Here is a 26,823-nt window from a genome sequence, read left to right on the forward strand (position 1 = left end):
TATTTTTCTGAGATAAAAAACTATTCAAATCTCAAATGCTTGATAGTTCTACTGTTATTAATCAATGAAGATAAGGACTTTACTCCTATTTTTATATGTTCTTCCACAAAGTTGACAGTTACTTTCTTATCGCTTTCACTGGTTTTAATTCCATCTTCCTGCAAAGGCATATCCGAAACCAAAAGTAAAGCTCCAATAGGTATACTGTTATAAAAACCAACCGAAAACAAAGTTGCAGTTTCCATATCCACAGCCAATGCATGTGTCTGACGCAGATAGTCTTTAAAGCTTTCATCATGTTCCCACACACGTCGGTTGGTGGTATAGACTGTACCGGTCCAGTAATCTTTCCCAAAGTCACGAATATTCGAAGACACAGCACGTTGCAAGCTGAAAGCCGGAAGAGCCGGTATCTCTGGTGGGAAATAGTCATTGGATGTTCCTTCGCCTCGTATGGCAGCACTCGGTAAAATATAGTCTCCCAACTTGTTTTTATCCTTGAGTCCTCCGCATTTACCCAGAAACAGAACCGCTTTTGGGTTAACTGCCGATAAAATATCCATGATTATGGCCGCATTTGGACTTCCCATACCAAAATTAATGATCGTAATTCCATTTGCCGAAGCATTTGGCATATTGCCATCTCTCCCCACAACCGGCACATTATACCATTCTGCAAATAATTCTACGTAATTATTAAAGTTGGTAAGTAATATATAATCAGTGAATTCATTCAGTGGACGTTTGGTATAACGAGGTAACCAATTTTCAACTATTTCTTTTTTTGTTTTCATAACCTACAATATTATAGTTTGTTTTTGTAATTTCGCACAATTACCAGCATACAATACATCATCATAGCTGAAAAACACTATTTTATAAGAAGTTGACTTCAAAAAATAAGCGCTATTTGCACGTAATAATTAATAATTGGAAACAAAAATACTGAAAAAATGTGGCAACTAAACCTACCTGAGTATAATTTTCGAATAAAAAAACAAGACGAAAAACTTCTAATTTTTGATGCTCAACGTAAAAGATACGTCTCACTCACCCCCGAAGAATGGGTACGCCAGCATTTCATTCGTTTTCTTATCGAAGAGAAAGGATATCCTGCCGCATATCTTGCCATAGAAAAGCAGTTGGTGGTAAATGGTATGAAAAAACGATGCGATGCCATATTATATAATAGCCTGGCTGCCCCCATCATGATTATTGAATTTAAAGCTCCAAACGTACCCATTTCCCAATCCACCTTCGATCAGGTAGCTGTGTATAACAGCAAATTAAACGTGGATTTGTTTATTGTCAGCAACGGAATTGAGCACTTTTGCTGCAAAGTAAACACCAAAACAGCACAATATGAGTATTTTTCCCAAATTCCGGACTATTTTGCTATTAAAGGTTGTTAGATTTTAATATTTTTATATTGCTGATAATCAGTTGTAATAAATAAAAACATGTTGTATAACAGTTAAATATGTATGGCAGAATAAAGATTTAACGCGAAAGATGCTGATTTTATGTTGTAAAACATATAATTTTGCATCGTCAATCAGAGAAGATTTGATAAGACGTATTTAATCTTTATTTTTCGTTTAATAGGTATAGGTATAAAAGAAGATTGTTATTTAAATTCCATGTTATGAAAAAGATTTTAATGTTAGTTTTGGTATTAGTTGCAACTTCAGCTAGTACGTTCGCTCTCAATCCTAAGGATTACTCAGTGTTTTATTCGCTAAACAATAAATCAACTTTCAGCGGTATAGTAAAGTATTTAGAAGCAGATAAAGAACAGGCTGATTTTCTCAAACAAATATTCGATGAAACAACTAAAGAATTGGATAACGCTACAAAAAGCAACAACGAGAAATTAGCAGAAAGTGTAATGAAATACAACTTGTACAATGCCAAATGTATTTTGTCGCAAGATCAATACGAAAGATATTTGAAAATGCTCAATACATTTTCGTACAACGAAAAATCAGTGTTAGTTGCTCAAAAATAAGCAGCTAACCATTCAAAAAAGACGTTTTTTTATTAGGTATTATATTTTTATTATAGGTATTTTAAATTGTATAATTTATTTTTTTAAGGTTATGAAAAAGATTCTTAGTTTAATAGTTATCCTGGTAGCATTTGGCGCCAGTGTATCAGCAGTAAATCCACGTGATTACAGTATTTTCTACAAACTTAATAACGCAAGCACTTTTAGCTCAATAGTTCGTTATTTGGATGCAGACAAAGAACAAGCGGATCAACTTAAATATGTGTTTTCACTTACTGAAAACAAGTTGAACTCATCATTAAAAGCCGACAACGAAAACTCAGCTCAAAAAGCATTGATGTTCAATCTGGCTAACGCTAAAGCTATTCTTTCCGAATCGCAATACAGAAAATATCTGACTATGCTCAATGTATCTGTTTACAATGAAAAAGTAACGTTACTTGCTATCAACGAATAAGCAAGAACCAACTCATAAACTATTGAGGGTGTATCAACTAGATTGATACACCCTCATTTTTTTTTGATGAAAACTTATTTCCGATGCTTTTCTATATAATCAATTACTTTCTGACTTCTCAGTTCCCGCAATGCATCAGTCGCAATCCAACGAGCTGACTTAGAATTCTGATTCAAAATTGCTTCTGCGGATTCTATAGCTTTTAACCGCAAGAATTCATTGCGCTTGCCTATTTGTCGTAAAGCCCAATTTACAGCTTTTCGCACAAAATTTCGTTCATCCCAGGCTTCACGTTCGATGATTTTCAAAAAATAGCAGAATTGATCGTCCTCCATTTTCTTATGATGTACAGCATACTGACACATCAAAACAAAAGCCGTCCTTTTTACAAACTCCTCAGTACGAACAGAATAATCATCTACTTTCTGAAGGGCTAACGGACTATCTCCCAATAATCCACAGCATTGATCACACATATCCCATGAATCAAAATCATTAACCCAGCTATCAAACTGATTATCAGTAATCAATTCAGGCAGCTCAATCATTGAAGCCAGCAGACGCGCTTCATGCACATCGGTATCCCAAAGTGCTAAAGCCAATTCGTGATTCTTCCCAATCTTCTTTGCAAATTGCCTCAGCAACGGTATCTTAACACCGTAAGCTTTAGTTGCATTAATGCCAAAATGTGAGAGTTTAGCATAATGATCAGCGGTTACCAACAACTTCAATTCGTCAAGAATCTCATTTACAGTTGATTTCATCATCTATTGAATTAATTTGATATTGGATAATCTATCACGCGTTTTTATATCAAACTGTATCAAAGAAGCACTATCCTCTTTGTTTAATGCAAATGCAGAAGGATTTTTCTCAAAATCGATTGTTGGAATCAAATGAAACTGAAAATCACCATTCAACCTCCCGCGATGAACATAAACAGGCAAATACGAAACACTGGTGATTTTTTTGGAATGAGAATTAATATCAACCTTCAACATTAAACCACCTTTATTATTAGATTCTCGTTGATTGGATATGAAATTTCCCAGCGAATAAAACACCGGAACCTGTTTTCCATCCTTATTTCTCATAATTTCAGCATTTTGTATAACATGCGGATGTGAACCTACAACTAAATTAATACCATGATTTACAAAGAATTTTGCCAGGCTCCGTTGGACAACATTAGCCTTTAATTCATTCTCATTGCCCCAGTGAACAGTCATTATCCGCACATCAGCACCAAGTTTATTCGCTTTTTCAATATCCTCTATAATCTCCAGCGTATCAATATAATTGATAAGATTTGGTTTAACCACTCTTATGCTATTTGTGCCATAAGTGCAATTAAAAAAAGCCAGCTTCAATCCGTTAGATTCCAAAATAAGTGGGTAAGTTTTATTTCGTTGATTACCATCAATATAGCTCCCAATAGAATGTAATTTTCTTCTATCAATCTGCACCAGAGTTCGTTCTAATCCAATCTTACCTCTGTCTAAAATATGATTATTAGCTGTTTGCAGGATATCAAATCCTGATTTTTTGATTGCATCAAGCAATTCATCGGGGCTGGAAAAATAAGGAAAACCACTATATGGCTTGCCGGCAATTGGGACTTCCAAATTAGCAACAGCAAAATTTGCCGATTGAATATAGCGCTTAACCTGCTGAAAACAAACATCGTAGTTATATGTATTAGTGTTTTCGTTATAGGCAGCGTGAAATTGGGGAGAATGGCCCATAATATCTCCAACAAATATTAGCGAAACCAACTCTTTCTTATTTGAAAAAAGCCGAACATTGCTATAATTATGCAGCAAATTGATGTATAAAAATAAAAATGCAAACAATAGAAAGTATTTCTTCATAAAATTCTAAATGAAAGCATTAGACAATATTCAAGTAAGCTATCCGATTAAATCACAGACAATCAAGACTTTTTATTACTGATTTTCACTAATAATGTGTTTAAATTTCCAATGCACCTACGATCTCACTAACTGATTTATATCCATGCCGATCAAGATAATCATTTATCCCATCAACAACTTTAATTGAAACTGTAGGATCAATGAAATTTGCAGTACCAATTTGAATTGCAGAAGCCCCGGCAAGCATAAACTCAATAGCATCTGCCGCATTCATTATGCCTCCAAGTCCTATCACCGGTATTTTCACCGCCTGTGCCACTTGCCAAACCATACGCAGAGCTATTGGTTTAACCGCAGGACCAGAAAGACCCCCTGTTATAGTAGATAAAATTGGCTTTCTCTTCTCTGCATTAATAGCCATTCCCAAAAGCGTATTAATAAGAGAAACAGAATCGGCTCCTTCGGCCTCTACAGCCAGTGCAATCTCTGAAATATCCGTTACATTTGGCGAAAGCTTTACTATTAATTCGTTTTTATAAGCCCTTCGCACTTCTTTAACTACTTGAGCAGCAGACAAACAGCTTGTTCCAAAAGCCATTCCGCCTTCTTTTACATTCGGACAAGATATATTTAATTCAATTGCAGGGATTTTTTCTAAAGAATTTAGCATTTCAGCCGTTTCTACATAGTCTTCTATCGTAGAACCTGAGACATTCACAATTATATTTGTATCGATGTCTTTTATAGTTGGATAAATATGGTTTATGAAGTAGTCAGCACCTTTATTTTGCAGTCCCACAGCGTTTAGCATGCCTGACGGAGTTTCAGCCATACGCGGATATGGGTTACCTTGTCTATCCCGAAGAGTTGTGCCCTTCACAAATATACCGCCTATTCGCGACACATCCATGAAGTCCGAAAACTCAGTTCCATAACCAAATGTCCCAGATGCAGTCATCACTGGGTTTTTCAATTGTAATTTACCAATATTGATGTTTAAATTTGCCATTTCAGCTTTGTAATATTAAAAACAGGTCCTTCAGTACACACACACAGATGTCCATCTGTTGTATCGGTCACACAACAAAGACAGGCACCAATACCACAAGCCATGGTATTTTCAAGTGACACCTCGCAATTAGCCCCTATTTTAAGCGCATAGGCAGCCACAGCCTTCATCATAGGTGTAGGTCCACAAGTATAAATATAATCGAAATTAGAGTTGTTTAAAGCAGAATGCTGGGTCACAAAACCTCGTTCTCCATGAGTTCCATCTTCTGTTGTGGTATACACATTCCCGAATCGCTCATATTCACAAAGCTGCAATAAATCGGTCTTAGAGCGGGCGCCTAGTAGAAAATTAACTTCAAAACCTGCATTTTTCAAGTGAGCACCCAGATATAACAAAGGAGCCACGCCACAGCCTCCACCAACTAAAAGCACTTTAGCATCTTTTCTTTCAGGAAAGTTGAAACTGTTTCCCAGTGGTATAAGCATATTTAATGATTCTCCCACATTCATTTCAGCCATTCTTTTCGTTCCATCACCCACAATTTGAATCAATATCCACAACTCATTAAGCTTATAATCAACATAATGAATAGATATTGGACGACGTAAAAAAGTAGTTGGAGAACCATCAACACGCACTTCTGCAAATTGTCCTGGTAATATTTCTGGTAGTTTATCTGGTGAAGTAAGAATAAGGAGTGAATATTGATTGCTTAATTGCTTGTTTTCCTTTATAATCAAGTCAAGCATGTATTTCTTCATCGTTTGTAATATATTATGTATCAATAGAATATAAAAATTGATACAGGTGAGGAAAAACAATTATTATGTAGTACAAAATTACATAATTTTCCTGACACGGCAGTCAAATATAGCACTTAAAGGTTCAAATGTTTGAAATTATTTCAAATTCACTTTGAGTCAAATTCCTGAAATGTATTATCAGTATAATACACAATAATTTTTTTGACAGACTTGGAGACAGATTCCACAGAAGGATAATTAACAGGAATTGTTGGCTCCTGCGGAATTTCGGACACAGTTTCTGCAACAGGAGAGTTTTTTTGCTGGATGAATAAAGATTGTGATGCTTTTTTTTCATCCGTTTTTAAGTCTAAATCACCTGATTTATAGACATTTTCATCAATAGAATCGAATAATGTGGGCGCCTGAGATTGCTTTTCTGAGCGATACATTGATCCAACACCCAAAATAAGCCAATCTGAGCTAATCGTACGGAAGCGATTCAGAATTTTTTTTAGTACATCTAAACTTGGATTATTTCTTCCATTTAAAATATGGGATAGAGTAGAGCCTTGAATACCTATTTCGGCGGCAAATACAGCAGAGTTCATTTCTTCCTGCTGCATAATCTTTTCAATTCTTTCTTTTTCATCCATAATAAAGCAATATATGTGTGAAGTGTACAATTATAATTACTTTACAAAGATATGTGAATTGACTCACATATGCAAATTAATCACAGTTGTAATATGTTACTTTTGTAATTACACAAATGTATATACGCATAGTACCTTGTACTTTGTATATAATATATGTTTATACTCTTTATTTAAAGCATATATTCATATTATTTTAAGTATGAATTTAATTAAATCATAAAATCAGATATATAAGCTTATATATATTGATTATCAATTAATTGATTACATATATATGTCTTAAATGACTAAATATGACAACTATATTACTTTAGTGAACATACAGATGAATTATAAATATAGAAATTAAGTGTATAATAATGATTATAAGTATATTATATGACTATTTTTCTTATGTTTATTTACTTCATATCTATACATTCATTTTTGTATATATAATTACATGTATGAATTTATCGACGTTACATGCGTAATTTAGTACATACATTTTTAAAAATTATTTTTGTGAAGTCTCAAATATATTTGTGAACTCGATCAAATAATACATATGTGAATCAAATAAATTTATGAAGATTATTTTATTGAGGAGAAACTAGTAATTATTGTCATCAGTTATAGCAAGAAAGAAAACTGTAATGTTTGATATGAGAAGTAGAATGAAAAATAGAGAGGAGAAACTAAAAATATGACCCTCAACCCTAGTCTTCCAGGAAATTTATTGATTTTATACAGAATGATCAACCAACAACAATTAAAAAAGCTGATTAAAATATTTTTAATCAGCACTTTACAGCAATAATTAATCAATGAGAATCGAATAATTAAAAACGACTGTACAAATGACGGGATAATTAAATTCTCAGACAAAAAAAAAGAGCCTGAAAATAAATTTTCAGGCTCTCTCTCTCTAAAATATGTAAGTTTATGCTTAATCTTCCGAAACAGGAACAACAATACCTGCCAGTTCCTGATCTACCAAAATACGACCACAATATTCGCAAACAATAATTTTTTTGCGTAGACGTATGTCTAGCTGACGTTGAGCTGGAATCTTATTAAAACATCCCCCACAAGCATCACGCTGAACATATACTACTGCTAACCCATTTCTTGCATTTTTACGAATACGTTTAAATGCAGTTAACAGACGTGGCTCAATTAAAAATTCAATTTCTTTTGCATGCTCACGAAGTCTTTCTTCTTCTTGCTTTGTTTCAGAAACAATTTCGTTTAGCTCACCTTTCTTTTGTTCCAGGTCAAGCTTACGTTCTGCTAAATGCTCAGCCGTGATTTTTTGTTCAGACGACTTTGTTTCTTGTGCTGCTGTAAATTCACGTATACGTTTCTCACAAAGTTCAATTTCCAACGATTGAAATTCAATCTCTTTGGATAAATTATCGTATTCACGGTTATTTCGTACATTGTCTTGTTGCTCTTTGTATTTAGCAATTTTCATTCGAGATTCTTCAATCTCAATTTTTTTACTGGCAATAGTAGCAACAATTTCAGCTATTTCTGTTTCAAAATTTTCCAAACGGGTATTTAAACCAATAATTTCGTCTTCTAAATCCTGCACCTCCAATGGGAGTTCGCCGCGCAAAATTTTAATTTCGTCTATTTGGGAAACCGCTTTCTGAAGCTCAAAAAGTGCTTTAAGCTTTTCTTCAACGGTAATTTCTTTTTCTGTTTTTAATTCTGTAGCCATATTGATTACAAATAATTTATGGGGTTGGTTTTACTGTCTGAAATTTGGACTGCAAATGTAGGCATTTTTTTTGTAATTATCTCAAAAAAAATGTCTTTTGTGAACTGTTCGCTTTCGAAATGTCCGATATCGGCTATCAAAATTTGCTTTTGATAGTCGAAAAATTCATGATATTTAAAATCACCGGAAATGTATACATCGGCTTTGGCTTGAATAGCGTCGGGTAAAAATGAGCTCCCGGCACCTCCGCATAAAGCAACTCTCTTAATCTTTTTTTCGAAAAGATTGGTGTGGCGAATGGACTGCACATTGAATACCTGCTTCAATCGGTTTAAGAAGAAGCTTTCATCCTCCGGATCAGCCAACTCTCCTACTATCCCTGCTCCTACCTGATTCCAGGCATTTTGCAAAGCAATAAAATCATACGCAGGCTCTTCATACGGATGCACTTTTAGCAAACTCTCAAGTACTTTATACTTTTGATATTCAGGCAGAATAACTTCTAAACGAATCTCCGACTCTGTATGCAAATTATTGATACTACCTACAAATGGATTAGCTTTTTCATTGGCTCGAAAAGTTCCGCTACCTTCAACACTGAAACTACAAGAGTCATAATTACCTATCACTCCGGCTCCCGCTTGAAACAAGGCTTGTTTTACTTCTGAAACATGACTGTTAGGAACATAGGTAACTAATTTGAGCAATAAATTTTGTTTCGGTTGCAGAATTTGAAGGTTCGTAAGTCCCAGTTTTTCAGCCATTTTTCCACTTACACCAGATAAAACATTATCAAGATTGGTATGAGCAGCATATATGCAGATATCATGTTTGATAGCTTTTATTACGCAACGTTGTACCAGATTTTGACCTGTTATTCTCTTCAAACCTGTAAAAATAAGCGGATGATGAGAAATTATCAGATTGCATTTCTTTTGGATGGCTTCTTCAATTACTTCTTCAGTTATATCAATACAAACCAATACTGCTGTAACTTCCATTTGTGGGTCACCAACAAGCAATCCTGCATTATCATAACTTTCCTGCAATGATAGTGGAGCAACCTCTTCAATAAGTTCACAAACAGACTTTACAATCATATAGCTTTGTTTTTCAATCGATTAATCACGCACAAAAATTATTTCGCCGCAACCTCTTCTTCTTTTTCTTCTGCAACAAATTCTGTAACTTGAGCATTAATAAGAATATTATACCATGATAACAATTTACGAATATCACTAGGATATACACGATCCCGATCATAGTCAGGAAGGACTTCGAGCATATATTTACGAAGCTTATCGTTATCAGATTTTGGATCGATAGAACAAACCGCACCGTTTTCTTTTGCTTTTAAACTTTCGAGCACCTGTCCTAAGGGAACTTCAGCAGTTTCTGTAAAAATAGCAATATCTCCCAATGATACAACTTTGTCTTTTGAGTAAGCCGGAAAACGTTTACCATCAATTAATGACTCAACAATCAACATATTTTTACCTTGTGATACAAGTTTGAAAAGTCCGGGTTTACCGGTTACGGATAAAATTTCTTTCAACATAATTTTTTTAATTCATAATTCACAAATACAATACAAAAATAAAATCTGAATCAATTCACGCTGAATCAATATTCTGAGTGCAAATTTACAAGATTCTTTTCTGAACTGACAAATATACTACATATTGTCTACTTATCGGCTTCAAATTATTGATTTTTAATTAGAAAGCGAGTAAGTTCATTTAGTTTAATTCTTCCTTCGTATATAGCTTTACCGGTTATTACTGCCGGAACTTCAGCTTCCTGAAGTAGTTCGATATCATGCAGCGAACTTACTCCTCCACTGGCTATTAAATACATCTCGGGTTTTTCGGATAGCATCTTTTTGTAAAGATCTATAGCCGGTCCTTGAAGCATGCCATCTTTACTTATATCTGTACAAATCACCTTATTAACTCCCTTTGACATGTAGTTCGCGACAAAAGGCATCAAATCAATTTCAGTGGTTTCGAGCCACCCTCCTACAGCAATTTTCTCGTTTTTTACATCTGCTCCCAAAATGATTTTATCACCACCAAATCGGCTAATCCAAGAGCCAAAAACTTCCGGGTTCTTTACCGCTATGCTTCCACCTGTAATCATACTTGCTCCACACTCAAAAGCTATTCTCAAATCGTCATCCGACTTTAGTCCACCTCCAAAATCTACAATCAAGTTAGTACCTGAAGTAATCTTTTCAAGCACTTTATGATTTACTATATGATGAGCCTTAGCACCATCTAAATCAACTAAATGCAAACGACGAATACCTGCATCAGCAAACATTTTTGCAACTTCCAACGGGTTTTCGTTGTATACGATTTTTTGTGCATAATCGCCTTGCGAAAGGCGAACACATTTTCCATCAATCAAATCAATGGCAGGAATTATTTCAATCACAGAGTTATAAAGTTACAGATTTGATGTTCAAAGTCAATCAATAGAACGACTTTAAACTGTTATGAAAAGCTTTACAAAAGTACTAAAAAATGAAAGATAAAGCAAACTGAATTATGTACAGAAGATATCAAAAGATGAATTTAGAGAATCTTCATTATATTTCAGTAATAAAACTCAATTTCACAAAATTGTTAACTATTATTGAATATATTTGCAGACAATAGAAAACATGATAATTATCAATATGGCATTAGATTTAGCTGATATTTTAAAAATTGCACCTGCAGCAGTCATCGGACTCACAGTGCATGAATTCTCTCATGCCTATGCCGCTTATAAACTGGGTGATAACACTGCCAAAGAAGAAGGCCGACTGACATTAAATCCCTTGAAACATATCGATTGGCTAGGATTCTTTCTGATTATCATTGCCGGCTTTGGCTGGGCTAAACCGGTTAGCTTTAATCCGAATAATTTGAAAAACAAGCATCGTGATGAAATTATTATATCCATTGCCGGACCAATATCTAACTTTTTACTGGCCATTTTATTTTTTGTTATTGCTCGGGTTTTATATTCGACGAGCTACTTTCAAACATCGAATTTAGAAATTATTAACCTGATCATGACCTGGGGAATAATCAACTTTAGTTTATTTGTTTTTAATCTGATTCCAATTCCTCCGTTGGATGGATCTCATATATACCTGACATTTTTAAAAGAGATTAATCCTAAACTCATGACAAATATGTATAAATGGGGAACCTTAGGTTTAATACTTATAATCGTTGCTGAAAATAAACTGGGAATCAATATCTTGCATATTTCTGATATGGTAAGTGGTCTGAGTAAGTTTTTTATAGACCTGATGAGTTTTTGATTCTAAAAACATATTAATCACGAAATTGTTGATAAATAATAATGATTAAATAGCTTATTTATTATGGAAACAGACAAGATTCAGGCAAAAAACATAGATGAATATATTGCTAACTTTCCAACTGATATCCAGAAAATGCTTGACTTGATAAGACAAACTATCATAAATAATGCTCCAGAAGCAAGCGAAATTATCAGTTATGGTATGCCAGCATTCAAATTTCACGGTATGTTAGTTTATTTTGCTGCATATAAAAATCATATTGGTTTTTACCCCGGAGCTTCTGGCATAGAAGCCTTTAAAGAAGATATCAAAGCATTTAAAAATGCAAAAGGAACTGTTCAGTTTCCAATAGACAAACCACTCCCATTAGATTTAATTTCCAAGATAGTACAGTTTAGAGTAACCGAGAATACTGAAAAAGCTGTTGCAAAAAAGAATAAAAGATGACAATACATTCAATTGGGCTTTACCTCTCAAATGCTTCGAATAAAAACCTGATTTTGGAGCAAATAATATCTAACAAGTATCTTAAAGATCATATTAACCTGGAATCGCTAAAAGGCTTATTACATTCCACTCTAACAATTAACCGATTTATTGAAGACGAAATTCGGCATGATAAGTTTCCGATATACACTTCTGAAAATAAAAGTCTTGGTTCAATGTCCAGCGGCCAGCAAAAGAAAGCTCTGCTAGATTACCTGATACTGCAAAGACCAGATTACATTGTACTTGACGATGTATATAGTAATATAGATAAAGCAACACAAGAATCTATAACCAACACATTGAGTCAATTGGCAGAAAACACCCTATTGATCCAACTTTTCTTCAGAAAAAGAGATATGTTGCCCTGCATTAAAACTGTTTACACAGTAGATGAAAATAATGCAATAATTGACGTTCAGGATGCTGAAGTATTTAAGACTAAACAAACTATTTCGTCAACCAATCAACTGACATTGAATTTTCCACAAGGCTACGACGAAACCCACGCCGACATTAACCCTCTTGTTCAGCTTAATTCTGTTTCAGTTGAGTACATTGAAAAACCTGTTTTAAACAAGATCAGCTGGACTATTCAAAAAGGAGAATTCTGGCAACTGGTTGGTCCAAATGGTTCGGGTAAAAGTACTTTACTATCAATTATTATCGGAGACAACCCCCGTGGGTATGGTCAAGACATGGTTTTATTTGGAAAGAAGAAAGGTTCAGGTGAATCTATTTGGGATATCAAACGACAAATCGGATATTTTACACCAGCTATGATTCAGCAGTTTACACGGGACGATACAGTAGAAAATATGATTATATCCGGACTTATGGACTCTGTAGGACTATATTGTAAACCCACTGATATACAAAAAGATATTGCTAAAAAATGGATTTTAATGCTAAGTGCATCGTATTGCAACAAGTCGTTCCAAAGTTTATCCATTGGACAACAGCGAATGGTAATGGTGGTACGCGCACTGGTAAAACATCCTCCATTATTAATTTTAGATGAACCTACAATTGAGCTGGATGATGAAAATAGCCTTTTGTTTATCGACATGATAAACGCAATTGCTAAAGAAAAAAAGATTACAATTCTTTATGTGTCCCATCGTGATGAGCCCGGATTGAAACCAGATATGGTTTATGAATTAATTCCGGGTAAAAATGGCTCCACAGGAATAGTTAGATAACAATTCCAAGCATCATAGTGAATTTGACAAAAATAAGTTTTTATCAAAAAAAATGAGGGTGTATCAATCTAGTTGATACACCCTCATTTTTTATGAGTTAGTTCTTGCTTATTCGTTGATAGCAAGTAACGTTACTTTTTCATTGTAAACAGATACATTGAGCATAGTCAGATATTTTCTGTATTGCGATTCGGAAAGAATAGCTTTAGCGTTAGCCAGATTGAACATCAATGCTTTTTGAGCTGAGTTTTCGTTGTCGGCTTTCAATGACGAGTTCAACTTGTTTTCAGTAAGTGAAAACACATATTTAAGTTGATCTGCTTGTTCTTTGTCTGCATCCAAATAACGAACTATCGAGCTGAAAGTGCCTGCGTTATTAAGTTTGTAGAAAATACTGTAATCACTTGGATTTACTGCTGAGACACTGGCGCCAAATGCTACCAGGATAACTATTAAACTAAGAATCTTTTTCATAACCTTAAAAAATTAAATTATACAATTTAAAATACCTTTAATAAAAATATAATACCTAATAAAAAAACGTCTTTTTTGAATGGTTAGCCTGCTTATTTTTGAGCAACTAACACTGATTTTTCGTTGTACGAAAATGTATTGAGCATTTTCAAATATCTTTCGTATTGATCTTGCGACAAAACACATTTGGCATTGTACAAGTTGTATTTCATTACGCTTTCTGCTAATTTCTCGTTGTTGCTTTTTGTAGCGTTATCCAATTCTTTAGTTGTTTCATCGAATATTTGTTTGAGAAAATCAGCTTGTTCTTTATCTGCTTCTAAATACTTTACTATACCGCTGAAAGTTGATTTATTGTTTAGCGAATAAAACACTGAGTAATCCTTAGGATTGAGAGCGAACGTACTAGCTGAAGTTGCAACTAATACCAAAACTAACATTAAAATCTTTTTCATAACCTGGAAATTTAAATAACAATCTTCTTTTATACCTATACCTATTAAACGAAAAAATAAAGATTAAATACGTCTTATCAAATCTTCTCTGATTGACGATGCAAAATTATATGTTTTACAACATAAAATAAGCACGTTTCGAGTTAAATCTTCGTTCGACCACGCATATTTAACTGTTATATAACATGTTTTTATTAATTACATCTGATTATCAGATAGATATAAATGATAAAATCTAACAACCTTTAATGGCGGAATAGTCCGGAATTTGGGAAAAATACTCATATTGTGCTGTTTTGGTGTTTACTTTACAGCAAAAGTGCTCAATTCCGTTGCTGACAATAAACAAATCCACGTTTAATTTGCTGTTATACACAGCTACCTGATCAAAGGTGGATTGAGATATGGGTACGTTTCTAATAAAACTCCGGCAAAAAGTAAAAATAATTAATATTTTTTGACCCATAAATACTGTGGAACATTAGGTTAAAGATAAAATAGTTTTTATCTTTGACGTTGAAATAAACAGAAAGCTATAAAAAGCTCGTACCGGATAAAATCACAATCTATAAGTCTCTATCCAAGTTTATTATTTAAAAATAAATTTATACAGCTGCTAAAAAATTCACAATTAAACAAACACAATCTTAAATATAATATTTCAACATGAAAAACATCAAATTAATTATTGCGGCACTTCTAATATGCGTCGCTAGTTTCGGTCAGCAACTAAAAGTCAATAAAGAAGTACTGGGCAACTACAAAGACAAGGAAGTAATTCTTTATACACTTACGAATAAAGCCGGCAATGTATTAAAAGTAACAAATTATGGAGCCAAGATTGTGCAAATCAACGTTCCTGATAAAAATGGGAATATTGACAATGTGACCATTGGTTCAGATAAATTTGACGGAATTGTAAAAGGAGACCCGTTTGGAGGAGCTACTATAGGACGTTTTGCCAACAGAATTGCTAACGGAAAGTTTACGCTAGACGGAGTAGAATATAATTTACCTATAAACAACAGACCTAACACGCTGCATGGAGGTCCTAACGGTTGGTACACAAAAGTTTGGAATACCGAAACCGTAAAAAGTAAATCACCAGCAGTCAAATTCTCATACACTAGCCCTGATATGGAAGAAGGATTTCCGGGAACTGTTCAAGTATCAGTTACTTATACATGGACAGACAAAAATGAAATTATCATTGATTATGCTGCAACAACTGATAAAAAAACAGTTATAAACTTGACTAATCACGCCTATTTTAATTTGCATGGAGCAGGCAAAGGTTATATATTTGATCACATACTCACCCTAAAATCTTCTGCCTATACTCCCCTAAATTCTACAAAAATACCAACTGGCGAAATCAAACAGGTAAAAGGAACGCCCTACGACTTCACCACCCCACATACAATTGGTTATAAAATAGGAGAAACATACGAGAGTTCTACATTTCAGGGATATGACGATAATTATGTGCTCGACAACAAAGAAAAAGTAGATGCTACAGTATACGACCCTGAAAGCGGACGAGTAATGGAAGTTATAACAGATGAACCGGGATTACAATTCTATTCTGGCAATAGCATGCAATGGAAACGAGCAATAGAGAATGGAACAAAAGGCGTTAATACTCGCTCAGGATTTGCACTTGAAACACAACACTTTCCAGATAGCCCAAATCAATCCACCTTTCCAACTACTGTTTTAAACCCCGGAGTAAAAATGAAATCAAGAACAATTTATAAATTTTCAATACGAAAAGAATAGACAAGTCCCATCTTGAATTCAGTTTAATCCAATCAAACAATCAGAAAAACTAATCGCAAGAATGAAATTAGGGTTAATCAGATTTACACTTTTACTATTTGCTATTCATATAGCGACCAACAACTTACAAGCCATAAAAAAGGTTCGGGTATGGTACGATAAGCCTGCAGCTGCTCTAAACTCTGACATAAGAAACAGTTGGAAGAATGACAACGAATGGCTAAATGCACTACCTATTGGAAATGGTTTTCTGGGTGCCATGGTATATGGTAATGTAAATCAGGAATTGATTCAATTGAACGAAAAGACTTTGTGGTCAGGTAGTCCGGACGACAACAACAATCCCCAAGCTGCCGAGGCTTTGAGTCAGATTAGGAATTTTCTCTTCGAAGGAAAATACAAAGAAGCCAATGAACTAACCAACAAGACCCAGATTTGCAAAGGAGTGGGCTCTGGAACAGGAAGCGGAACTAATGTTCCGTATGGATCGTACCAGACATTGGGCAATCTTTTTTTTGATTTTGGCAAAACAGCTCCTTTTGAAAATTATGTTCGAGAACTTGATCTGAATCGGGGTGTAGTTACGGTTTCTTACTCGCAGAATGGAGTCAGGTACAAGCGGGAGATATTTGCCAGCTACCCTGATCGTGCATTGATCATACACCTTACTGCTGATAAGAAAGGAGCACTGAGCTTTACAACCGAACTCACTCGTCCCGAGCGATTTGAAACACGTGTTGAGAACGATCATTTACTGATGACCGGAGCGCTAACTAATGGCCAAGGTGGTGATGGTATGAAATATGCTGCCCGACTAAAAGCAACGACGAGAGGTGGAAAGCTGAATTACAAAAACAACGAAATTCGTGTGGAAGGAGCCGATGAAGTGATTATGATACTAACTGCTTCGACTAACTACAAGCAAGAATATCCAAGCTTTGTTGGCGATGACCCACGATTAACGACTCAGAATCAACTTTCTAAAGCCTCATCTAAACCCTATCCTACTCTTTTGAAAAATCACACGGTAGATTATGCCGCTCTTTTTGGGAAAGTCAGTCTCAATTTATCTGATAATGATCCAGATACTATCCCAACGGACAGAAGATTACGCAATCAGACAAAAAATCCTGATGATCTTCATTTACAAGAAGTTTATTTCCAGTTTGGTCGGTACTTGCTAATATCCTCTTCCCGAGAAGGCTCACTTCCTGCCAATTTGCAAGGCATATGGTGCAACAAAATTCAGGCGCCATGGAATTGCGACTATCATTCGAACATCAACGTACAAATGAATTATTGGGGTGCAGATATTGTAAACCTCAGTGAATGTTTTAGTCCTTTATCTCGCCTGATTGAATCTCTCGTAAAGCCTGGAGAAATATCGGCTGCCGTTCAATACAACGCTTCGGGTTGGTGCGTACAACCAATCACCAATGTTTGGGGATATACATCTCCTGGTGAAGGAATAAACTGGGGTTTGTATGTAGCCGGAGGCGGCTGGCTTTGCCGTCATCTTTGGGATCATTACACGTTTACACTTGATAGAAATTATCTACAAAGAGTTTATCCTGTCATGCTAAATGCCGCTCGATTCTATCTCGATTGGCTGGTTACCGATCCTAAAACAGGTAAATTGGTTTCAGGTCCCTCCACTTCTCCTGAAAATTCGTTTATAGCACCGGATGGCTCAAGGGGCTCTATTTGCATGGGACCATCTCACGATCAGGAAATTATACATGAGCTATTTACTAACGTGCTGACTGCTTCTAAAGTTTTAAAAAACACAGATCCATTGTTGGCCAAGATTGATATAGCTTTACGAAATCTGGCAACTCCAAAAATAGGTTCCGATGGACGACTTATGGAATGGAGCGAAGAATTTAAAGAAACAGAAATAAATCACAGACACGTTTCGCACTTGTATATGCTCTATCCCGGCTCTCAGATAGACCCGAATAGAACACCTGAACTGGCTGCAGCTGCCCGAAAAAGTTTGGATGTAAGAACAGATATTGGTACAGGTTGGTCGTTGGCGTGGAAGGTAAACCTTTGGGCACGCCTAAAAGATGGCAATCGCGCTTATCAGTTATTGAAAAACCTGCTAAAATCTACCGACAATGCCGATCTAAACATGTCCAACGGAGGCGGCACCTATCCCAATCTGTTTTGCGCCCACCCACCATTCCAAATTGACGGAAATTTTGGTGGTACTGCCGGCATTGCAGAGATGTTATTACAAAGTCACAACGGCTATATTGAACTACTTCCGGCTCTTCCGGATGTTTGGAAAAGTGGGGAAGTAAAAGGTCTGGTTGCCCGCGGTGGTTTTGTTCTGGATATTGAGTGGAGAAACGGAAAGCCTCAAAAAATCGTGGTTAAGCCAAACTTGACTAGCAAATGTGTTATACGTTCTACTTCTGCATTAAAAATAAACGGATTACCTATAAAATCAACTAAAAATAATAGTTTTTACACGCTAGAATTCCCTGCTGTAAAAGGGAAAATCTATGAGCTATTGCCTCTTTAATCCTAATAATATTTTAGCGTATGTTATATGAAAAGATAACAAAAGTAGATTTAGATGAAATACGAGAATTGCAACCTTCAGATTGGGATGACATAATCCCCGATATTGAATTTTACATTAACTCACCATTCTGCGAACCAATAAAAGCTACAATTGACAATACAATAGTTGGAATAGGAACAAAAATTGTTTTCGAAAATACAGCATGGATAGCACACATCATTGTTAGAAGCGAATATAGAAACAACGGCATAGGATTTCAAATAGTGAATCATTTGTTGGATACATTAAAAAAACAGCATATTCAAACATGCTCACTTATTGCTACAAGCTTAGGAAAACCTATATACGCTAAGTCTGGATTTAAGATTGCATCAGAATATATTTTTTTCAAACGAGAGAAACCTTGGATAGAATCTGATTTTTCAAATAAGATAATTCCTTTTGACGAGAAATACAGAAACGCTATATACGACTTAGATAGAGAAATTTCCGGCGAAAATAGAAAATATTACTTGAAGTATTCGCAAAAAAATCTATTTTGTATGTTAGCAACAATATTGTTGAAGGATATTACTTGCCTGGTTTGAAAGAAGGATTAATCTTTGCCATTAATGATGAAGCTGGATTAGAACTAATGAAGCTTAAATACTCCAGAACAGATAAAGCTGTGCTTCCATCTGAGAATATTGGTGGACGTGAGTTTTTACTGAATAATGGTTTCGTAGAGGCATCTATTGGTACAAGAATGATTATGGGAAAAGATATTGATTACAAGCTAGATAGAATGTACAGTCGTATTGGCGGAAATTTTGGCTGATTAGCATTGTATAAAAAGAGAAGCGTTGAAAAGATAATTATCTCTCTTTATGAGAGAAAAAACATCCTTACATGAAGAAGAAAATACTTATATTACTCATTTTTCTAACGCCAATAGTTATTGTTCAGGATTGGTGCGATCTGCCAGCCCGCATTAAACCGACTACCGTATCTCAATCAAATTCCAGTCCTGGAGTACAGATTAATGCCGAAGCTCTTAAACGTATTGACTCTATTGTAAAGAGCGGTATTCAGTCTAAAGCCTTTCCAGGCTGTCAGATATTGGTTATAAAAGACGGTAAAACTCTTTACGACAAATGCTTTGGAACCTACACCTACGAGAGCCCGCAAAAAGTCACTAGCGCAACCATGTATGATCTGGCATCGTTATCAAAAACTACCGGAACGTTACTTGCGATTATGAAACTTTATGACGAAGGTAAACTCAAACTAACAGATAAAGCATCCAAATACCTTGAATTTCTAAAAGGAACAGACAAAGAAAGTATTACTATTTCCGAATTATTGTTCCACGAAAGTGGATTACCTGCAGGGCTTCCATTTTATAAGTTGGTGGTTGAAAAAAAACTCAATCCTGTTTTGAATTCAGCTAATAAACTATCTGAACCTGTCAAGCTGAATAGTAAAACAATGAAATATAAATACGACTGGGTATCAAATATTCCTACTAATGAATTTACTCTGCAAGTTTCCGACAGTTTCTATTTACATAATCATTTTCATCAGGCTGCTATGCAAATGATTGCCAATACTCGCTTAAAAAGTAAAACCTATGTTTATAGTTGTATAAATTTTATTCTTCTGAAAGAAATTGTTGAAGCCATTAAAGCAATACCATTGGATGCCTATCTCGACAAAGAATTTTATATTCCAATGAAATTAAACAACATAGCATATCTTCCTCTCCGAAAGTTTAAAAGAGAAAATATTGCTCCAACTTTAAAAAAAGATTTCTTGAGAAATGGAATTATACAGGGCTTTGTACATGATCCGGATGCAGCACTTTTAGGGGGTGTATCGGGTAATGCCGGTTTATTTGCCAATTCGAGAGATGTAGCAAGGGTATATCAGATGTTACTTAATCAAGGAGAACTGGATGGTAAACGCTATTTAAGCAAAGAGACTTGCTATCTTTTCACTACAAGTACCTCGGCAAATAAAAGGCGCGGTCTTGGTTTTGACAAGCCCACGCCTCATATGCTTAATAGTCCTTGTTGTGAATCTGCTCCGGAAACTGTTTACGGACACACAGGTTATACAGGAACCTGCTGTTGGGTCGATCCCACGAACAAACTAATTTACGTTTTTTTGAGTAACAGAACTTATCCCTCAGATGGAACTAATAAATTAGCCAGAATGGGAATAAGAACTAAAATACAAGAAGTTGTTTATCAATCATTGAAGTGAATAACAATATATCAGCAGATCCTTGACATCTTTAAGTGAATCGAAATCAACTTTGTGTGAATCTAGGTAAGCCTGTACATCTAGCTTCTGTTTAGAAAATATTCTCAATGCCTGATTTTTTGAACTAATTTTAGAAAATTTATTTCCTTGTTTAACCCAATAAGTATAACTCATTTTGGCTCTATACTGAACATTTCCTGTTAAATGAGTCAAAGGTTGTCCGCCATCACCATCAGAAGAAAATGAATTAACTGATTTCGTATTAGAGACTTGAGAAAAACCTCCATAACCAGCTTCTCTTCCATCAATTACCATCGTGGAATTTGTTTGTATATAAAGAGATTCTTTACCTGCTGTTATCTTCTCAAAAAACTCAACGTTCTCATAGAAAACAAAAACTCTACCGGCAATAACAACTGAGTCTGTTGTTTCTGGCAATCCTAAAGATAAAATCTGATCATTCTGTTTAAAAAGCATTTGTTTAGAAATCATTTCATAATTCAATAAAGCCTCAACAACTTGCTTGTTTTTGAAATAAACTTTGCCTTTTTGATATTCCGGAAAAATAAAACCATTTGTAGTTATTTCTTCAGACATTGCACAAAGCGACATAGATAATGCAATAAAGGCTAAAAAGATTGTTGTTTTTCTCATAATATTACATCTTAATTTTGTTATGTTTTTATACTCAGAGTAATAGTCTCATTTATACATTTTTAATAATAACAAAGATACTCATTTATTGGTAAGACAGGCTAATTATTGATATATTTTATCAAAAAAAAGGTGTCTCCAGCTCTAGATTTTTATTTGAATATTAACTTTTAATGTACATATTTATCTAATATTCTACACTCCACCACGTTAAAATTGTAGCAAAAAATCCAATTGCATTTAATAATTGATTATAATTTCAAAAAAATCTGTAACTTTGAGTTTTATTTATGATAATATACAGATAGCATATGTTGATAATTTGTATAAATTGAAAATATACTTTGAAACTCCAATAAAGAAATAACTTAACGAATGATAAGTTTTATTATTGATTTATTCTTATAAATCAAATTATTGCTTCCCATTCTCAATATTCTATACCGTGCGTATTAGGAGTTAAATTATCACAAATAATGCCTAAAGAGAGTCGTTTCAAAAAGCTGTTTTTAGTTTTTTCTAAAATATCCATTTAATCTAATATAGTCATGAAACCAAAAATCCATCTAACTCTCTTTGTTTTCTTATTGTCTCTTACAAATTTATTCGCTCAAACAAATTATCAGCTAACAAAAAATAAGGCAGATCAGCTTGACAGAAACTTTGCTATAACCCAACTCACAAACAATGCATTTTTGATTCAATCGTCTTTCGCTGCAAATGGTCAATTGGATTGCAATCACTTACTAATTATTGATACAAAGGATCTTGTATTAGTTAACACTCCTGTGAATGACTCTTTAACTTCAGTTCTTCTCGCTTGTATTGAAAAGAAGTTTAAAAGAAAAGTGACGAAAGTAATTGTATCTCATTTTCATGAAGATAGTTCAGGTGGTTTACGCCAAATCTGTAAGCTTGGCATAAACTCATTTGGACTTAGCAAAACTGCGAGCTTATTAAAATCACAAAACAAACATATTGATTTTCTTTTTACCAGTTTTTTTGCCCTTGATTTACAAACCCTACATCTTGAGTTATTCTATCCCGGAGCCGGCCATTCCATTGATAATATAGTGATATGGCTACCAGAAGACAAAATTTTATTTGGTGGTTGCCTACTAAAATCGTTGGAAGCAAAAGACAAAGGAAATATAAAAGATGCTGATTTGAAAGCATGGCCTGTAAGTGTGGAACTCATAAAAAAGAAATACCAGGATGCTATAATTGTAATACCCGGACATGGAGAAATAGGCAATACATCAGTATTTGAACATACATTAAAGCTATTAGCCAATAATTAAATAAAGCAAAGCTATTGATTATTATCCCATCAAACCTTCACTGTTAAATTCAACTGCTTGCCAACTGCCAGATATATATTGGTGCATGGCTTTAAATTCGGCTTGTTCTAATTTTCTGTAAGTAAGCTCAAAACCATCAATCACGTTAGTTGGATAATGACAATCTGAATTTACCACAATTGGGATATTTAACTCATTGACAAGTTGGTAAAACTCCTGTTGAGGAAAAGTAACTCCTTTTTGCGCAATAGATTTCGTGTTAATTTCTAAGACTAAGCCCTTATTTTTAATCAATTGAAGAACATCACCAATCAGATTTTTATACCAGCCGGACGATGTATCAAAATCTCTGTAATTGACTCCATGAAGAGTTATTTTATCCAAATGTCCTACAATATCAAACCCTCCTTGCTGAATCATTTTAGACGTAACATCATAAAACCGTTTCGTTGCCAATTTTATATCACCGCCAAAAAGCTTATTTAATCCTTTGTCAAATTCAGAAAAATCACCATCGATTGTCCAGTAGTTATTCTCGGAGAGTTCATCCAGATAATGAATGGATCCAATAGAATAATCGAGAAATTTATCGCGGAAAAACTCATTATTTATGCTCGAACAGTTATCTATATAATCAACTTCCAACGCTATATACAATTCGATACATTCGCTATATTTATCTTTCAATCTATAAAATTCGGATTGATAATCAGCAAAATCATCCTCAAGCATAGTCCATTTAGTCAGAAAAGGAAGTGGTGCATGCGAAGAGAACCCATATCTTCTGATTCCTTTAGCAATAGCAAATTTGACGAATTCCTCCATCGGACTTCGCCCATCACAAAACGTGCAGTGACTATGATAGTTTGACCAGTACATTTATTCTGTTGATAATTGACGAATGATAGTTAACGCCCTATATTTCGTCTACAAAAATAAGAAAAAGAGGAGAAACAATCACAATAAAAATGAGAGCCAAAACTATTTTGCAGCAAATAAGGTTATAAGTATCTTTGCAAACAGAACAAGTGGAAATGACAGAAATAAAACCGATACAACTCCCCGACCAGCAACGCTACCTAAATTACAATCAGGTAATGAAATCAGAATTTGCTGAGCGAATTCAAAAAATATCCATCAACGCAGGATTTACCTGCCCCAATCGAGATGGAAGTAAAGGACGTGGAGGCTGCACCTATTGCAATAACCAAAGTTTTAGTCCAGAATACTGTAAACCGATAAAAACAGTTAGCCAGCAAGTAGAAGAGGGCATCAATTTCTTTAAACACAAATACGAAAACCAGTTTTATCTGGCTTACTTTCAATCCTACACAAATACTTACGACTCGCTGGATAAGCTGAAGGCAATTTACGAAGAAGCCCTCTCCCACCCGCAGGTAAAAGGAATTGTAGTAGGAACCCGACCCGATTGCGTAAACGATGAACTGCTCGACTATTTTGAGGAACTGTCGAAAAGCGTTTATGTAATGATTGAATATGGCATTGAGTCAACCAACGACGAAACGCTGGAGTTTATCAACCGTGGACACAATTATGCTTGTGCTGAGGAAGCCATACGTTCCACCGCAAAACGAGGTATCAAAACCGGGGCACATCTTATCCTTGGACTTCCCCGAGAAGATAGTGAAACAGTCTTGAGCCATGCCGACAAAATATCGAAATTACCGCTGACAGCTATCAAGTTACATCAACTTCAATTGATACGCAAAACGGTTATGGCAAAACAGTATATAGAACATCCTGAGTGGTTTAACTTGTATACAGCCAATGAATACATCGATTTGCTGATTGATTTTATTGAAAGATTAAATCCTGAGATTGCCATCGAACGCTTTATTTCTCAGTCACCTCCAAGCCTTATCATTGCTCCTGAATGGGGTTTAAAAAACTTTGAGTTTGCGGTGAAGATTGAAAAAAGATTAATTGAGCGTGACACATGGCAGGGAAAGCACTTCGTAAAAAAGGAATGATGTAAACTTAGACAGTTTATTAATTTCCAATAAACAATTTTTAGACTAAACCGTTAAAGATATAAAGAACTTAATTATTACACATTAAATAATTTATTATGGCATTACAAGTAGGCGATAAAGCACCAGCCGTATTAGGAATAAACCAGGATGGCAAAGAAATTAAGCTATCAGATTTTGCAGGTAAAAAAGTGGTTCTATACTTCTACCCCAAAGATAATACACCAGGTTGCACTGCACAGGCTTGCAGCTTACGCGATAATTATGACGATTTACAAAAAGCAGGTTATGAGGTGATTGGCGTAAGTACGGACAGTGCTGCTTCGCATCTGAAATTTATTGCAAAACAAAATCTTCCATTTCAACTAATTGCCGATACCGACAAGAAACTATCCGAAATTTTCGGAACATGGGGCGAAAAATCACTTTACGGCAAACAATACATGGGAACATTCCGTACAACATTTATTATCGACGAAACCGGTACTATTACACGCATTATGCTACCCAAAGAGGTAAATACAAAAACACACGCCTCTCAAATTCTATAAATAACGAATTAGAAAAAATGAAGTCTTGCCTGAATTGCAAGACTCTTTTTTTACTCCGGAAAATAGAATAATTCCGTACCTTTGCAAAAAAAAGAAAATGCAGAACAGCCAGATAACAACTTTCTTCGAAAAACTTCAACTACATATCGACAATAAAGAGTTAGTAAAATTGACACTGGCCGGAAAACGAGATAAGAATTCTGATCTCAAAAAACTAATTGTAAGTCCTGTAGAATTGAAAAAAGGTTATTATCTGAATTTCGTTTATCGACATAACACAAAAGATATTACAAAGAATTTTGAAATTACCGAAGGTATTGATCTGCTGCTAAAATTGTTAGAAAATGATTTTCTAAATGCCGATTTGTTTTCAGCAAAAGAGAACATTAATTTGTCTACTCTACCCAATGGTAAAACATTGTTGAAATTCAACAAACCAACAATGACAACAAACCTCACATTTACTCACGATAAACCTAAAGAACGTCTGATTGACACGAAAGACAACATTTACCTGCGTGAATTGGGTATTACAAATATTAATGGAGATGTTCGTCGCGAGATGAGCGATAAGTTTAAACAAATAAACCAGTATATAGAGCTTCTTTCCCCCTATTTGAATGAACTTGAACTGACTGATGAGTTCCACATTGCCGATATGGGTTCCGGTAAAGGTTATTTAACATTTACCCTTTATGATTATGTAACTAACAGACTGAAAGTGAACATTAAAACTACCGGAGTTGAGTTTCGTCAGGAATTAGTAGATACTTGCAATAATATTGCACAAAAAGCCGATTTATCGGGTCTTAGTTTCACGAAAGGAACAATTGAACAAGCTGAACTCCATAAAATAGATATACTCATTGCGCTGCATGCCTGCGATACTGCCACCGACGATGCTATTTTCAGAGGTATCAAATCGGAAGCCGAATTAATTGTTTGTGCCCCTTGTTGCCATAAACAGATTCGAAAAGCTATGCATGTACAGAATGAACTTGCAAATGTCACCCGATTTGGTATACTTAAAGAAAGACAGGCTGAAATCATAACCGACACATTGCGAGCAATGATTTTAGAAGCATATGGTTATAAAACCAATGTTTTTGAGTTCATTTCATTGGAACACACACCTAAAAATGTTATGATCGTAGGTCGTAAAACCAAAGGGTTTCCACGGAACAAACAAGATATTTTTAAAAATATTAGTGCAATAAAAGAACTTTATGGTATTGAAAAACATTATCTTGAAAAGCTTCTTGAAATTTAGACCTAAATAAAGAGTAAACTGATTATTTCAATTATAATTACAAAGAAAGCGCAGAAAAATATGTATAAAAATAAATTGTACTTTCAGTTCGTAAGTAAGTTTTATT

The 26,823-nt window shown here is 34.8% G+C and carries 29 protein-coding genes and 1 pseudogene; 15 read left to right on the forward strand and 15 right to left on the reverse strand.

The window, feature by feature from the left end; genetic code table 11:
• Positions 1 to 20: 20 nt before the first annotated feature.
• Positions 21 to 794: an AMP nucleosidase gene (locus tag PALPR_RS03595; RefSeq protein ID WP_013444255.1), complete on the reverse strand. Its 774-nt coding sequence runs from the start codon at positions 792 to 794 to the stop codon at positions 21 to 23.
• Between the two features lie 159 nt (positions 795 to 953).
• Between PALPR_RS03595 and PALPR_RS03600 the strand changes: the two genes are divergently transcribed.
• The 3 genes from PALPR_RS03600 (at position 954) to PALPR_RS03610 (ending at position 2,465) form a co-directional block, all read left to right on the forward strand.
• Positions 954 to 1,412, forward strand: coding sequence for a type I restriction enzyme HsdR N-terminal domain-containing protein (locus tag PALPR_RS03600; protein WP_013444256.1), 459 nt, complete (start codon positions 954 to 956; stop codon positions 1,410 to 1,412).
• Between the two features lie 233 nt (positions 1,413 to 1,645).
• On the forward strand, positions 1,646 to 2,008 hold the full coding sequence (locus PALPR_RS03605; protein ID WP_013444257.1) for a hypothetical protein: 363 nt from the start codon (positions 1,646 to 1,648) through the stop codon (positions 2,006 to 2,008).
• A 91-nt stretch (positions 2,009 to 2,099) separates the two neighbouring features.
• Positions 2,100 to 2,465, forward strand: a complete 366-nt coding sequence (locus PALPR_RS03610) for a hypothetical protein (RefSeq protein WP_013444258.1) — start codon at positions 2,100 to 2,102, stop codon at positions 2,463 to 2,465.
• Positions 2,466 to 2,539: 74 nt separating this feature from the next.
• Here PALPR_RS03610 and PALPR_RS03615 read toward each other — a convergent pair whose 3' ends face one another.
• From PALPR_RS03615 to hisA, 9 genes are all read right to left on the reverse strand, one after another.
• The gene (locus tag PALPR_RS03615; protein WP_216086315.1) at positions 2,540 to 3,232 is read right to left on the reverse strand and encodes a DNA alkylation repair protein; all 693 of its coding nucleotides are present in this window, start codon (positions 3,230 to 3,232) and stop codon (positions 2,540 to 2,542) included.
• Entirely contained in the window at positions 3,233 to 4,336 is a 1,104-nt protein-coding gene (locus tag PALPR_RS03620; RefSeq protein WP_013444260.1) for a CapA family protein, read from the reverse strand.
• A gap of 100 nt (positions 4,337 to 4,436) precedes the next feature.
• Positions 4,437 to 5,348, reverse strand: coding sequence for a dihydroorotate dehydrogenase (locus PALPR_RS03625; protein WP_013444261.1), 912 nt, complete (start codon positions 5,346 to 5,348; stop codon positions 4,437 to 4,439).
• Positions 5,336 to 6,112, reverse strand: coding sequence for a dihydroorotate dehydrogenase electron transfer subunit (locus tag PALPR_RS03630; RefSeq protein ID WP_013444262.1), 777 nt, complete (start codon positions 6,110 to 6,112; stop codon positions 5,336 to 5,338). Before PALPR_RS03630 ends, PALPR_RS03625 begins: the two co-directional genes overlap by 13 nt.
• Before the next feature lie 149 nt (positions 6,113 to 6,261).
• A complete protein-coding gene (locus PALPR_RS03635) occupies positions 6,262 to 6,750 on the reverse strand; it encodes a helix-turn-helix domain-containing protein (protein WP_013444263.1) in 489 nt (162 codons plus the stop codon).
• A gap of 931 nt (positions 6,751 to 7,681) precedes the next feature.
• The gene (locus PALPR_RS03640) at positions 7,682 to 8,458 is read right to left on the reverse strand and encodes a zinc ribbon domain-containing protein (RefSeq protein ID WP_013444265.1); all 777 of its coding nucleotides are present in this window, start codon (positions 8,456 to 8,458) and stop codon (positions 7,682 to 7,684) included.
• 5 nt (positions 8,459 to 8,463) lie between these two features.
• Entirely contained in the window at positions 8,464 to 9,558 is a 1,095-nt protein-coding gene (locus PALPR_RS03645) for a Nif3-like dinuclear metal center hexameric protein (RefSeq protein WP_013444266.1), read from the reverse strand.
• Positions 9,559 to 9,596: 38 nt separating this feature from the next.
• A complete protein-coding gene (locus tag PALPR_RS03650) occupies positions 9,597 to 10,016 on the reverse strand; it encodes a DUF5606 family protein (protein WP_013444267.1) in 420 nt (139 codons plus the stop codon).
• Between the two features lie 146 nt (positions 10,017 to 10,162).
• A complete protein-coding gene (gene hisA, locus PALPR_RS03655) occupies positions 10,163 to 10,894 on the reverse strand; it encodes a 1-(5-phosphoribosyl)-5-[(5-phosphoribosylamino)methylideneamino]imidazole-4-carboxamide isomerase (RefSeq protein WP_013444268.1) in 732 nt (243 codons plus the stop codon).
• Positions 10,895 to 11,138: 244 nt separating this feature from the next.
• Between hisA and PALPR_RS03660 the strand changes: the two genes are divergently transcribed.
• The 3 genes from PALPR_RS03660 to PALPR_RS03670 all read left to right on the forward strand — a co-directional run bounded on the left by PALPR_RS03660 (position 11,139) and on the right by PALPR_RS03670 (position 13,465).
• Positions 11,139 to 11,774, forward strand: a complete 636-nt coding sequence (locus PALPR_RS03660; protein WP_013444269.1) for a site-2 protease family protein — start codon at positions 11,139 to 11,141, stop codon at positions 11,772 to 11,774.
• Positions 11,775 to 11,837: 63 nt separating this feature from the next.
• A complete protein-coding gene (locus PALPR_RS03665) occupies positions 11,838 to 12,224 on the forward strand; it encodes an iron chaperone (RefSeq protein ID WP_013444270.1) in 387 nt (128 codons plus the stop codon).
• Positions 12,221 to 13,465, forward strand: coding sequence for an ATP-binding cassette domain-containing protein (locus PALPR_RS03670; protein WP_013444271.1), 1,245 nt, complete (start codon positions 12,221 to 12,223; stop codon positions 13,463 to 13,465). The genes PALPR_RS03665 and PALPR_RS03670 overlap by 4 nt, the downstream gene beginning before the upstream one ends.
• Before the next feature lie 108 nt (positions 13,466 to 13,573).
• Here PALPR_RS03670 and PALPR_RS03675 read toward each other — a convergent pair whose 3' ends face one another.
• The 3 genes from PALPR_RS03675 to PALPR_RS03685 form a co-directional block, all read right to left on the reverse strand.
• Positions 13,574 to 13,939, reverse strand: coding sequence for a hypothetical protein (locus PALPR_RS03675; RefSeq protein ID WP_013444272.1), 366 nt, complete (start codon positions 13,937 to 13,939; stop codon positions 13,574 to 13,576).
• A 92-nt stretch (positions 13,940 to 14,031) separates the two neighbouring features.
• Entirely contained in the window at positions 14,032 to 14,394 is a 363-nt protein-coding gene (locus PALPR_RS03680; RefSeq protein WP_013444273.1) for a hypothetical protein, read from the reverse strand.
• A gap of 235 nt (positions 14,395 to 14,629) precedes the next feature.
• Positions 14,630 to 14,860, reverse strand: a complete 231-nt coding sequence (locus PALPR_RS03685) for a type I restriction enzyme HsdR N-terminal domain-containing protein (RefSeq protein WP_245544423.1) — start codon at positions 14,858 to 14,860, stop codon at positions 14,630 to 14,632.
• A 200-nt stretch (positions 14,861 to 15,060) separates the two neighbouring features.
• Between PALPR_RS03685 and PALPR_RS03690 the strand changes: the two genes are divergently transcribed.
• The 5 genes and pseudogenes from PALPR_RS03690 to PALPR_RS03710 all read left to right on the forward strand — a co-directional run.
• Positions 15,061 to 16,173 carry an aldose epimerase family protein gene (locus PALPR_RS03690; protein ID WP_013444274.1) on the forward strand — a complete coding sequence of 371 codons (1,113 nt, stop codon included), beginning with the start codon at positions 15,061 to 15,063 and terminating at the stop codon, positions 16,171 to 16,173.
• Positions 16,174 to 16,234: 61 nt separating this feature from the next.
• On the forward strand, positions 16,235 to 18,703 hold the full coding sequence (locus PALPR_RS03695; RefSeq protein ID WP_013444275.1) for a glycoside hydrolase family 95 protein: 2,469 nt from the start codon (positions 16,235 to 16,237) through the stop codon (positions 18,701 to 18,703).
• A gap of 20 nt (positions 18,704 to 18,723) precedes the next feature.
• Complete coding sequence (locus tag PALPR_RS03700) at positions 18,724 to 19,293, forward strand: GNAT family N-acetyltransferase (protein WP_041620188.1); 570 nt, start codon at positions 18,724 to 18,726, stop codon at positions 19,291 to 19,293.
• Positions 19,290 to 19,523, forward strand: coding sequence for a hypothetical protein (locus PALPR_RS03705; RefSeq protein WP_041620190.1), 234 nt, complete (start codon positions 19,290 to 19,292; stop codon positions 19,521 to 19,523). Before PALPR_RS03700 ends, PALPR_RS03705 begins: the two co-directional genes overlap by 4 nt.
• A gap of 215 nt (positions 19,524 to 19,738) precedes the next feature.
• A pseudogene (locus tag PALPR_RS03710) lies at positions 19,739 to 20,950 on the forward strand (serine hydrolase domain-containing protein); the annotation flags it as partial.
• Here the strand turns inward: PALPR_RS03710 and PALPR_RS03715 are convergent.
• Positions 20,939 to 21,604, reverse strand: a complete 666-nt coding sequence (locus PALPR_RS03715; protein ID WP_013444277.1) for a hypothetical protein — start codon at positions 21,602 to 21,604, stop codon at positions 20,939 to 20,941. The pseudogene PALPR_RS03710 and the gene PALPR_RS03715 overlap by 12 nt on opposite strands.
• Positions 21,605 to 22,152: 548 nt before the next feature.
• Between PALPR_RS03715 and bla the strand changes: the two genes are divergently transcribed.
• Entirely contained in the window at positions 22,153 to 22,905 is a 753-nt protein-coding gene (gene bla / locus PALPR_RS03720; RefSeq protein WP_013444278.1) for a subclass B1 metallo-beta-lactamase, read from the forward strand.
• A gap of 21 nt (positions 22,906 to 22,926) precedes the next feature.
• Here bla and PALPR_RS03725 read toward each other — a convergent pair whose 3' ends face one another.
• A complete protein-coding gene (locus tag PALPR_RS03725; protein WP_013444279.1) occupies positions 22,927 to 23,784 on the reverse strand; it encodes a histidinol-phosphatase in 858 nt (285 codons plus the stop codon).
• A gap of 155 nt (positions 23,785 to 23,939) precedes the next feature.
• On the opposite strand from PALPR_RS03725, the gene mnmL reads away from it, so the two are divergent.
• From mnmL to PALPR_RS03740, 3 genes are all read left to right on the forward strand, one after another.
• On the forward strand, positions 23,940 to 24,896 hold the full coding sequence (gene mnmL, locus PALPR_RS03730) for a tRNA modification radical SAM protein MnmL/YtqA (protein ID WP_013444280.1): 957 nt from the start codon (positions 23,940 to 23,942) through the stop codon (positions 24,894 to 24,896).
• 98 nt (positions 24,897 to 24,994) lie between these two features.
• Entirely contained in the window at positions 24,995 to 25,447 is a 453-nt protein-coding gene (bcp, locus tag PALPR_RS03735; RefSeq protein ID WP_013444281.1) for a thioredoxin-dependent thiol peroxidase, read from the forward strand.
• 97 nt (positions 25,448 to 25,544) lie between these two features.
• On the forward strand, positions 25,545 to 26,717 hold the full coding sequence (locus PALPR_RS03740) for a class I SAM-dependent methyltransferase (protein WP_013444282.1): 1,173 nt from the start codon (positions 25,545 to 25,547) through the stop codon (positions 26,715 to 26,717).
• The last annotated feature ends 106 nt before the right edge of the window (positions 26,718 to 26,823 follow it).

It is taken from the genome of Paludibacter propionicigenes WB4, assembly GCF_000183135.1.
In the GTDB taxonomy this organism is placed as follows: domain Bacteria; phylum Bacteroidota; class Bacteroidia; order Bacteroidales; family Paludibacteraceae; genus Paludibacter; species Paludibacter propionicigenes.

What these genes read in the sequence shown, in the direction of transcription:
- PALPR_RS03620 (WP_013444260.1), bottom strand. Translation starts at nt 4,336, where the DNA reads ATGAAGAAATACTTTCTATTGTTTGCATTTTTATTTTTATACATCAAT.
- PALPR_RS03665 (WP_013444270.1), top strand. Translation starts at nt 11,838, where the DNA reads ATGGAAACAGACAAGATTCAGGCAAAAAACATAGATGAATATATTGCT.
- PALPR_RS03650 (WP_013444267.1), bottom strand. Translation starts at nt 10,016, where the DNA reads ATGTTGAAAGAAATTTTATCCGTAACCGGTAAACCCGGACTTTTCAAA.
- PALPR_RS03670 (WP_013444271.1), top strand. Translation starts at nt 12,221, where the DNA reads ATGACAATACATTCAATTGGGCTTTACCTCTCAAATGCTTCGAATAAA.
- PALPR_RS03615 (WP_216086315.1), bottom strand. Translation starts at nt 3,232, where the DNA reads ATGATGAAATCAACTGTAAATGAGATTCTTGACGAATTGAAGTTGTTG.
- PALPR_RS03625 (WP_013444261.1), bottom strand. Translation starts at nt 5,348, where the DNA reads ATGGCAAATTTAAACATCAATATTGGTAAATTACAATTGAAAAACCCA.
- PALPR_RS03610 (WP_013444258.1), top strand. Translation starts at nt 2,100, where the DNA reads ATGAAAAAGATTCTTAGTTTAATAGTTATCCTGGTAGCATTTGGCGCC.
- PALPR_RS03725 (WP_013444279.1), bottom strand. Translation starts at nt 23,784, where the DNA reads ATGTACTGGTCAAACTATCATAGTCACTGCACGTTTTGTGATGGGCGA.
- PALPR_RS03685 (WP_245544423.1), bottom strand. Translation starts at nt 14,860, where the DNA reads ATGGGTCAAAAAATATTAATTATTTTTACTTTTTGCCGGAGTTTTATT.
- PALPR_RS03600 (WP_013444256.1), top strand. Translation starts at nt 954, where the DNA reads ATGTGGCAACTAAACCTACCTGAGTATAATTTTCGAATAAAAAAACAA.
- PALPR_RS03630 (WP_013444262.1), bottom strand. Translation starts at nt 6,112, where the DNA reads ATGAAGAAATACATGCTTGACTTGATTATAAAGGAAAACAAGCAATTA.
- PALPR_RS03640 (WP_013444265.1), bottom strand. Translation starts at nt 8,458, where the DNA reads ATGGCTACAGAATTAAAAACAGAAAAAGAAATTACCGTTGAAGAAAAG.
- PALPR_RS03740 (WP_013444282.1), top strand. Translation starts at nt 25,545, where the DNA reads ATGCAGAACAGCCAGATAACAACTTTCTTCGAAAAACTTCAACTACAT.
- PALPR_RS03660 (WP_013444269.1), top strand. Translation starts at nt 11,139, where the DNA reads ATGGCATTAGATTTAGCTGATATTTTAAAAATTGCACCTGCAGCAGTC.
- PALPR_RS03715 (WP_013444277.1), bottom strand. Translation starts at nt 21,604, where the DNA reads ATGAGAAAAACAACAATCTTTTTAGCCTTTATTGCATTATCTATGTCG.
- PALPR_RS03605 (WP_013444257.1), top strand. Translation starts at nt 1,646, where the DNA reads ATGAAAAAGATTTTAATGTTAGTTTTGGTATTAGTTGCAACTTCAGCT.
- mnmL (WP_013444280.1), top strand. Translation starts at nt 23,940, where the DNA reads ATGACAGAAATAAAACCGATACAACTCCCCGACCAGCAACGCTACCTA.
- PALPR_RS03595 (WP_013444255.1), bottom strand. Translation starts at nt 794, where the DNA reads ATGAAAACAAAAAAAGAAATAGTTGAAAATTGGTTACCTCGTTATACC.
- PALPR_RS03680 (WP_013444273.1), bottom strand. Translation starts at nt 14,394, where the DNA reads ATGAAAAAGATTTTAATGTTAGTTTTGGTATTAGTTGCAACTTCAGCT.
- PALPR_RS03700 (WP_041620188.1), top strand. Translation starts at nt 18,724, where the DNA reads ATGTTATATGAAAAGATAACAAAAGTAGATTTAGATGAAATACGAGAA.
- PALPR_RS03645 (WP_013444266.1), bottom strand. Translation starts at nt 9,558, where the DNA reads ATGATTGTAAAGTCTGTTTGTGAACTTATTGAAGAGGTTGCTCCACTA.
- bla (WP_013444278.1), top strand. Translation starts at nt 22,153, where the DNA reads ATGAAACCAAAAATCCATCTAACTCTCTTTGTTTTCTTATTGTCTCTT.
- PALPR_RS03675 (WP_013444272.1), bottom strand. Translation starts at nt 13,939, where the DNA reads ATGAAAAAGATTCTTAGTTTAATAGTTATCCTGGTAGCATTTGGCGCC.
- PALPR_RS03690 (WP_013444274.1), top strand. Translation starts at nt 15,061, where the DNA reads ATGAAAAACATCAAATTAATTATTGCGGCACTTCTAATATGCGTCGCT.
- PALPR_RS03695 (WP_013444275.1), top strand. Translation starts at nt 16,235, where the DNA reads ATGAAATTAGGGTTAATCAGATTTACACTTTTACTATTTGCTATTCAT.
- PALPR_RS03635 (WP_013444263.1), bottom strand. Translation starts at nt 6,750, where the DNA reads ATGGATGAAAAAGAAAGAATTGAAAAGATTATGCAGCAGGAAGAAATG.
- bcp (WP_013444281.1), top strand. Translation starts at nt 24,995, where the DNA reads ATGGCATTACAAGTAGGCGATAAAGCACCAGCCGTATTAGGAATAAAC.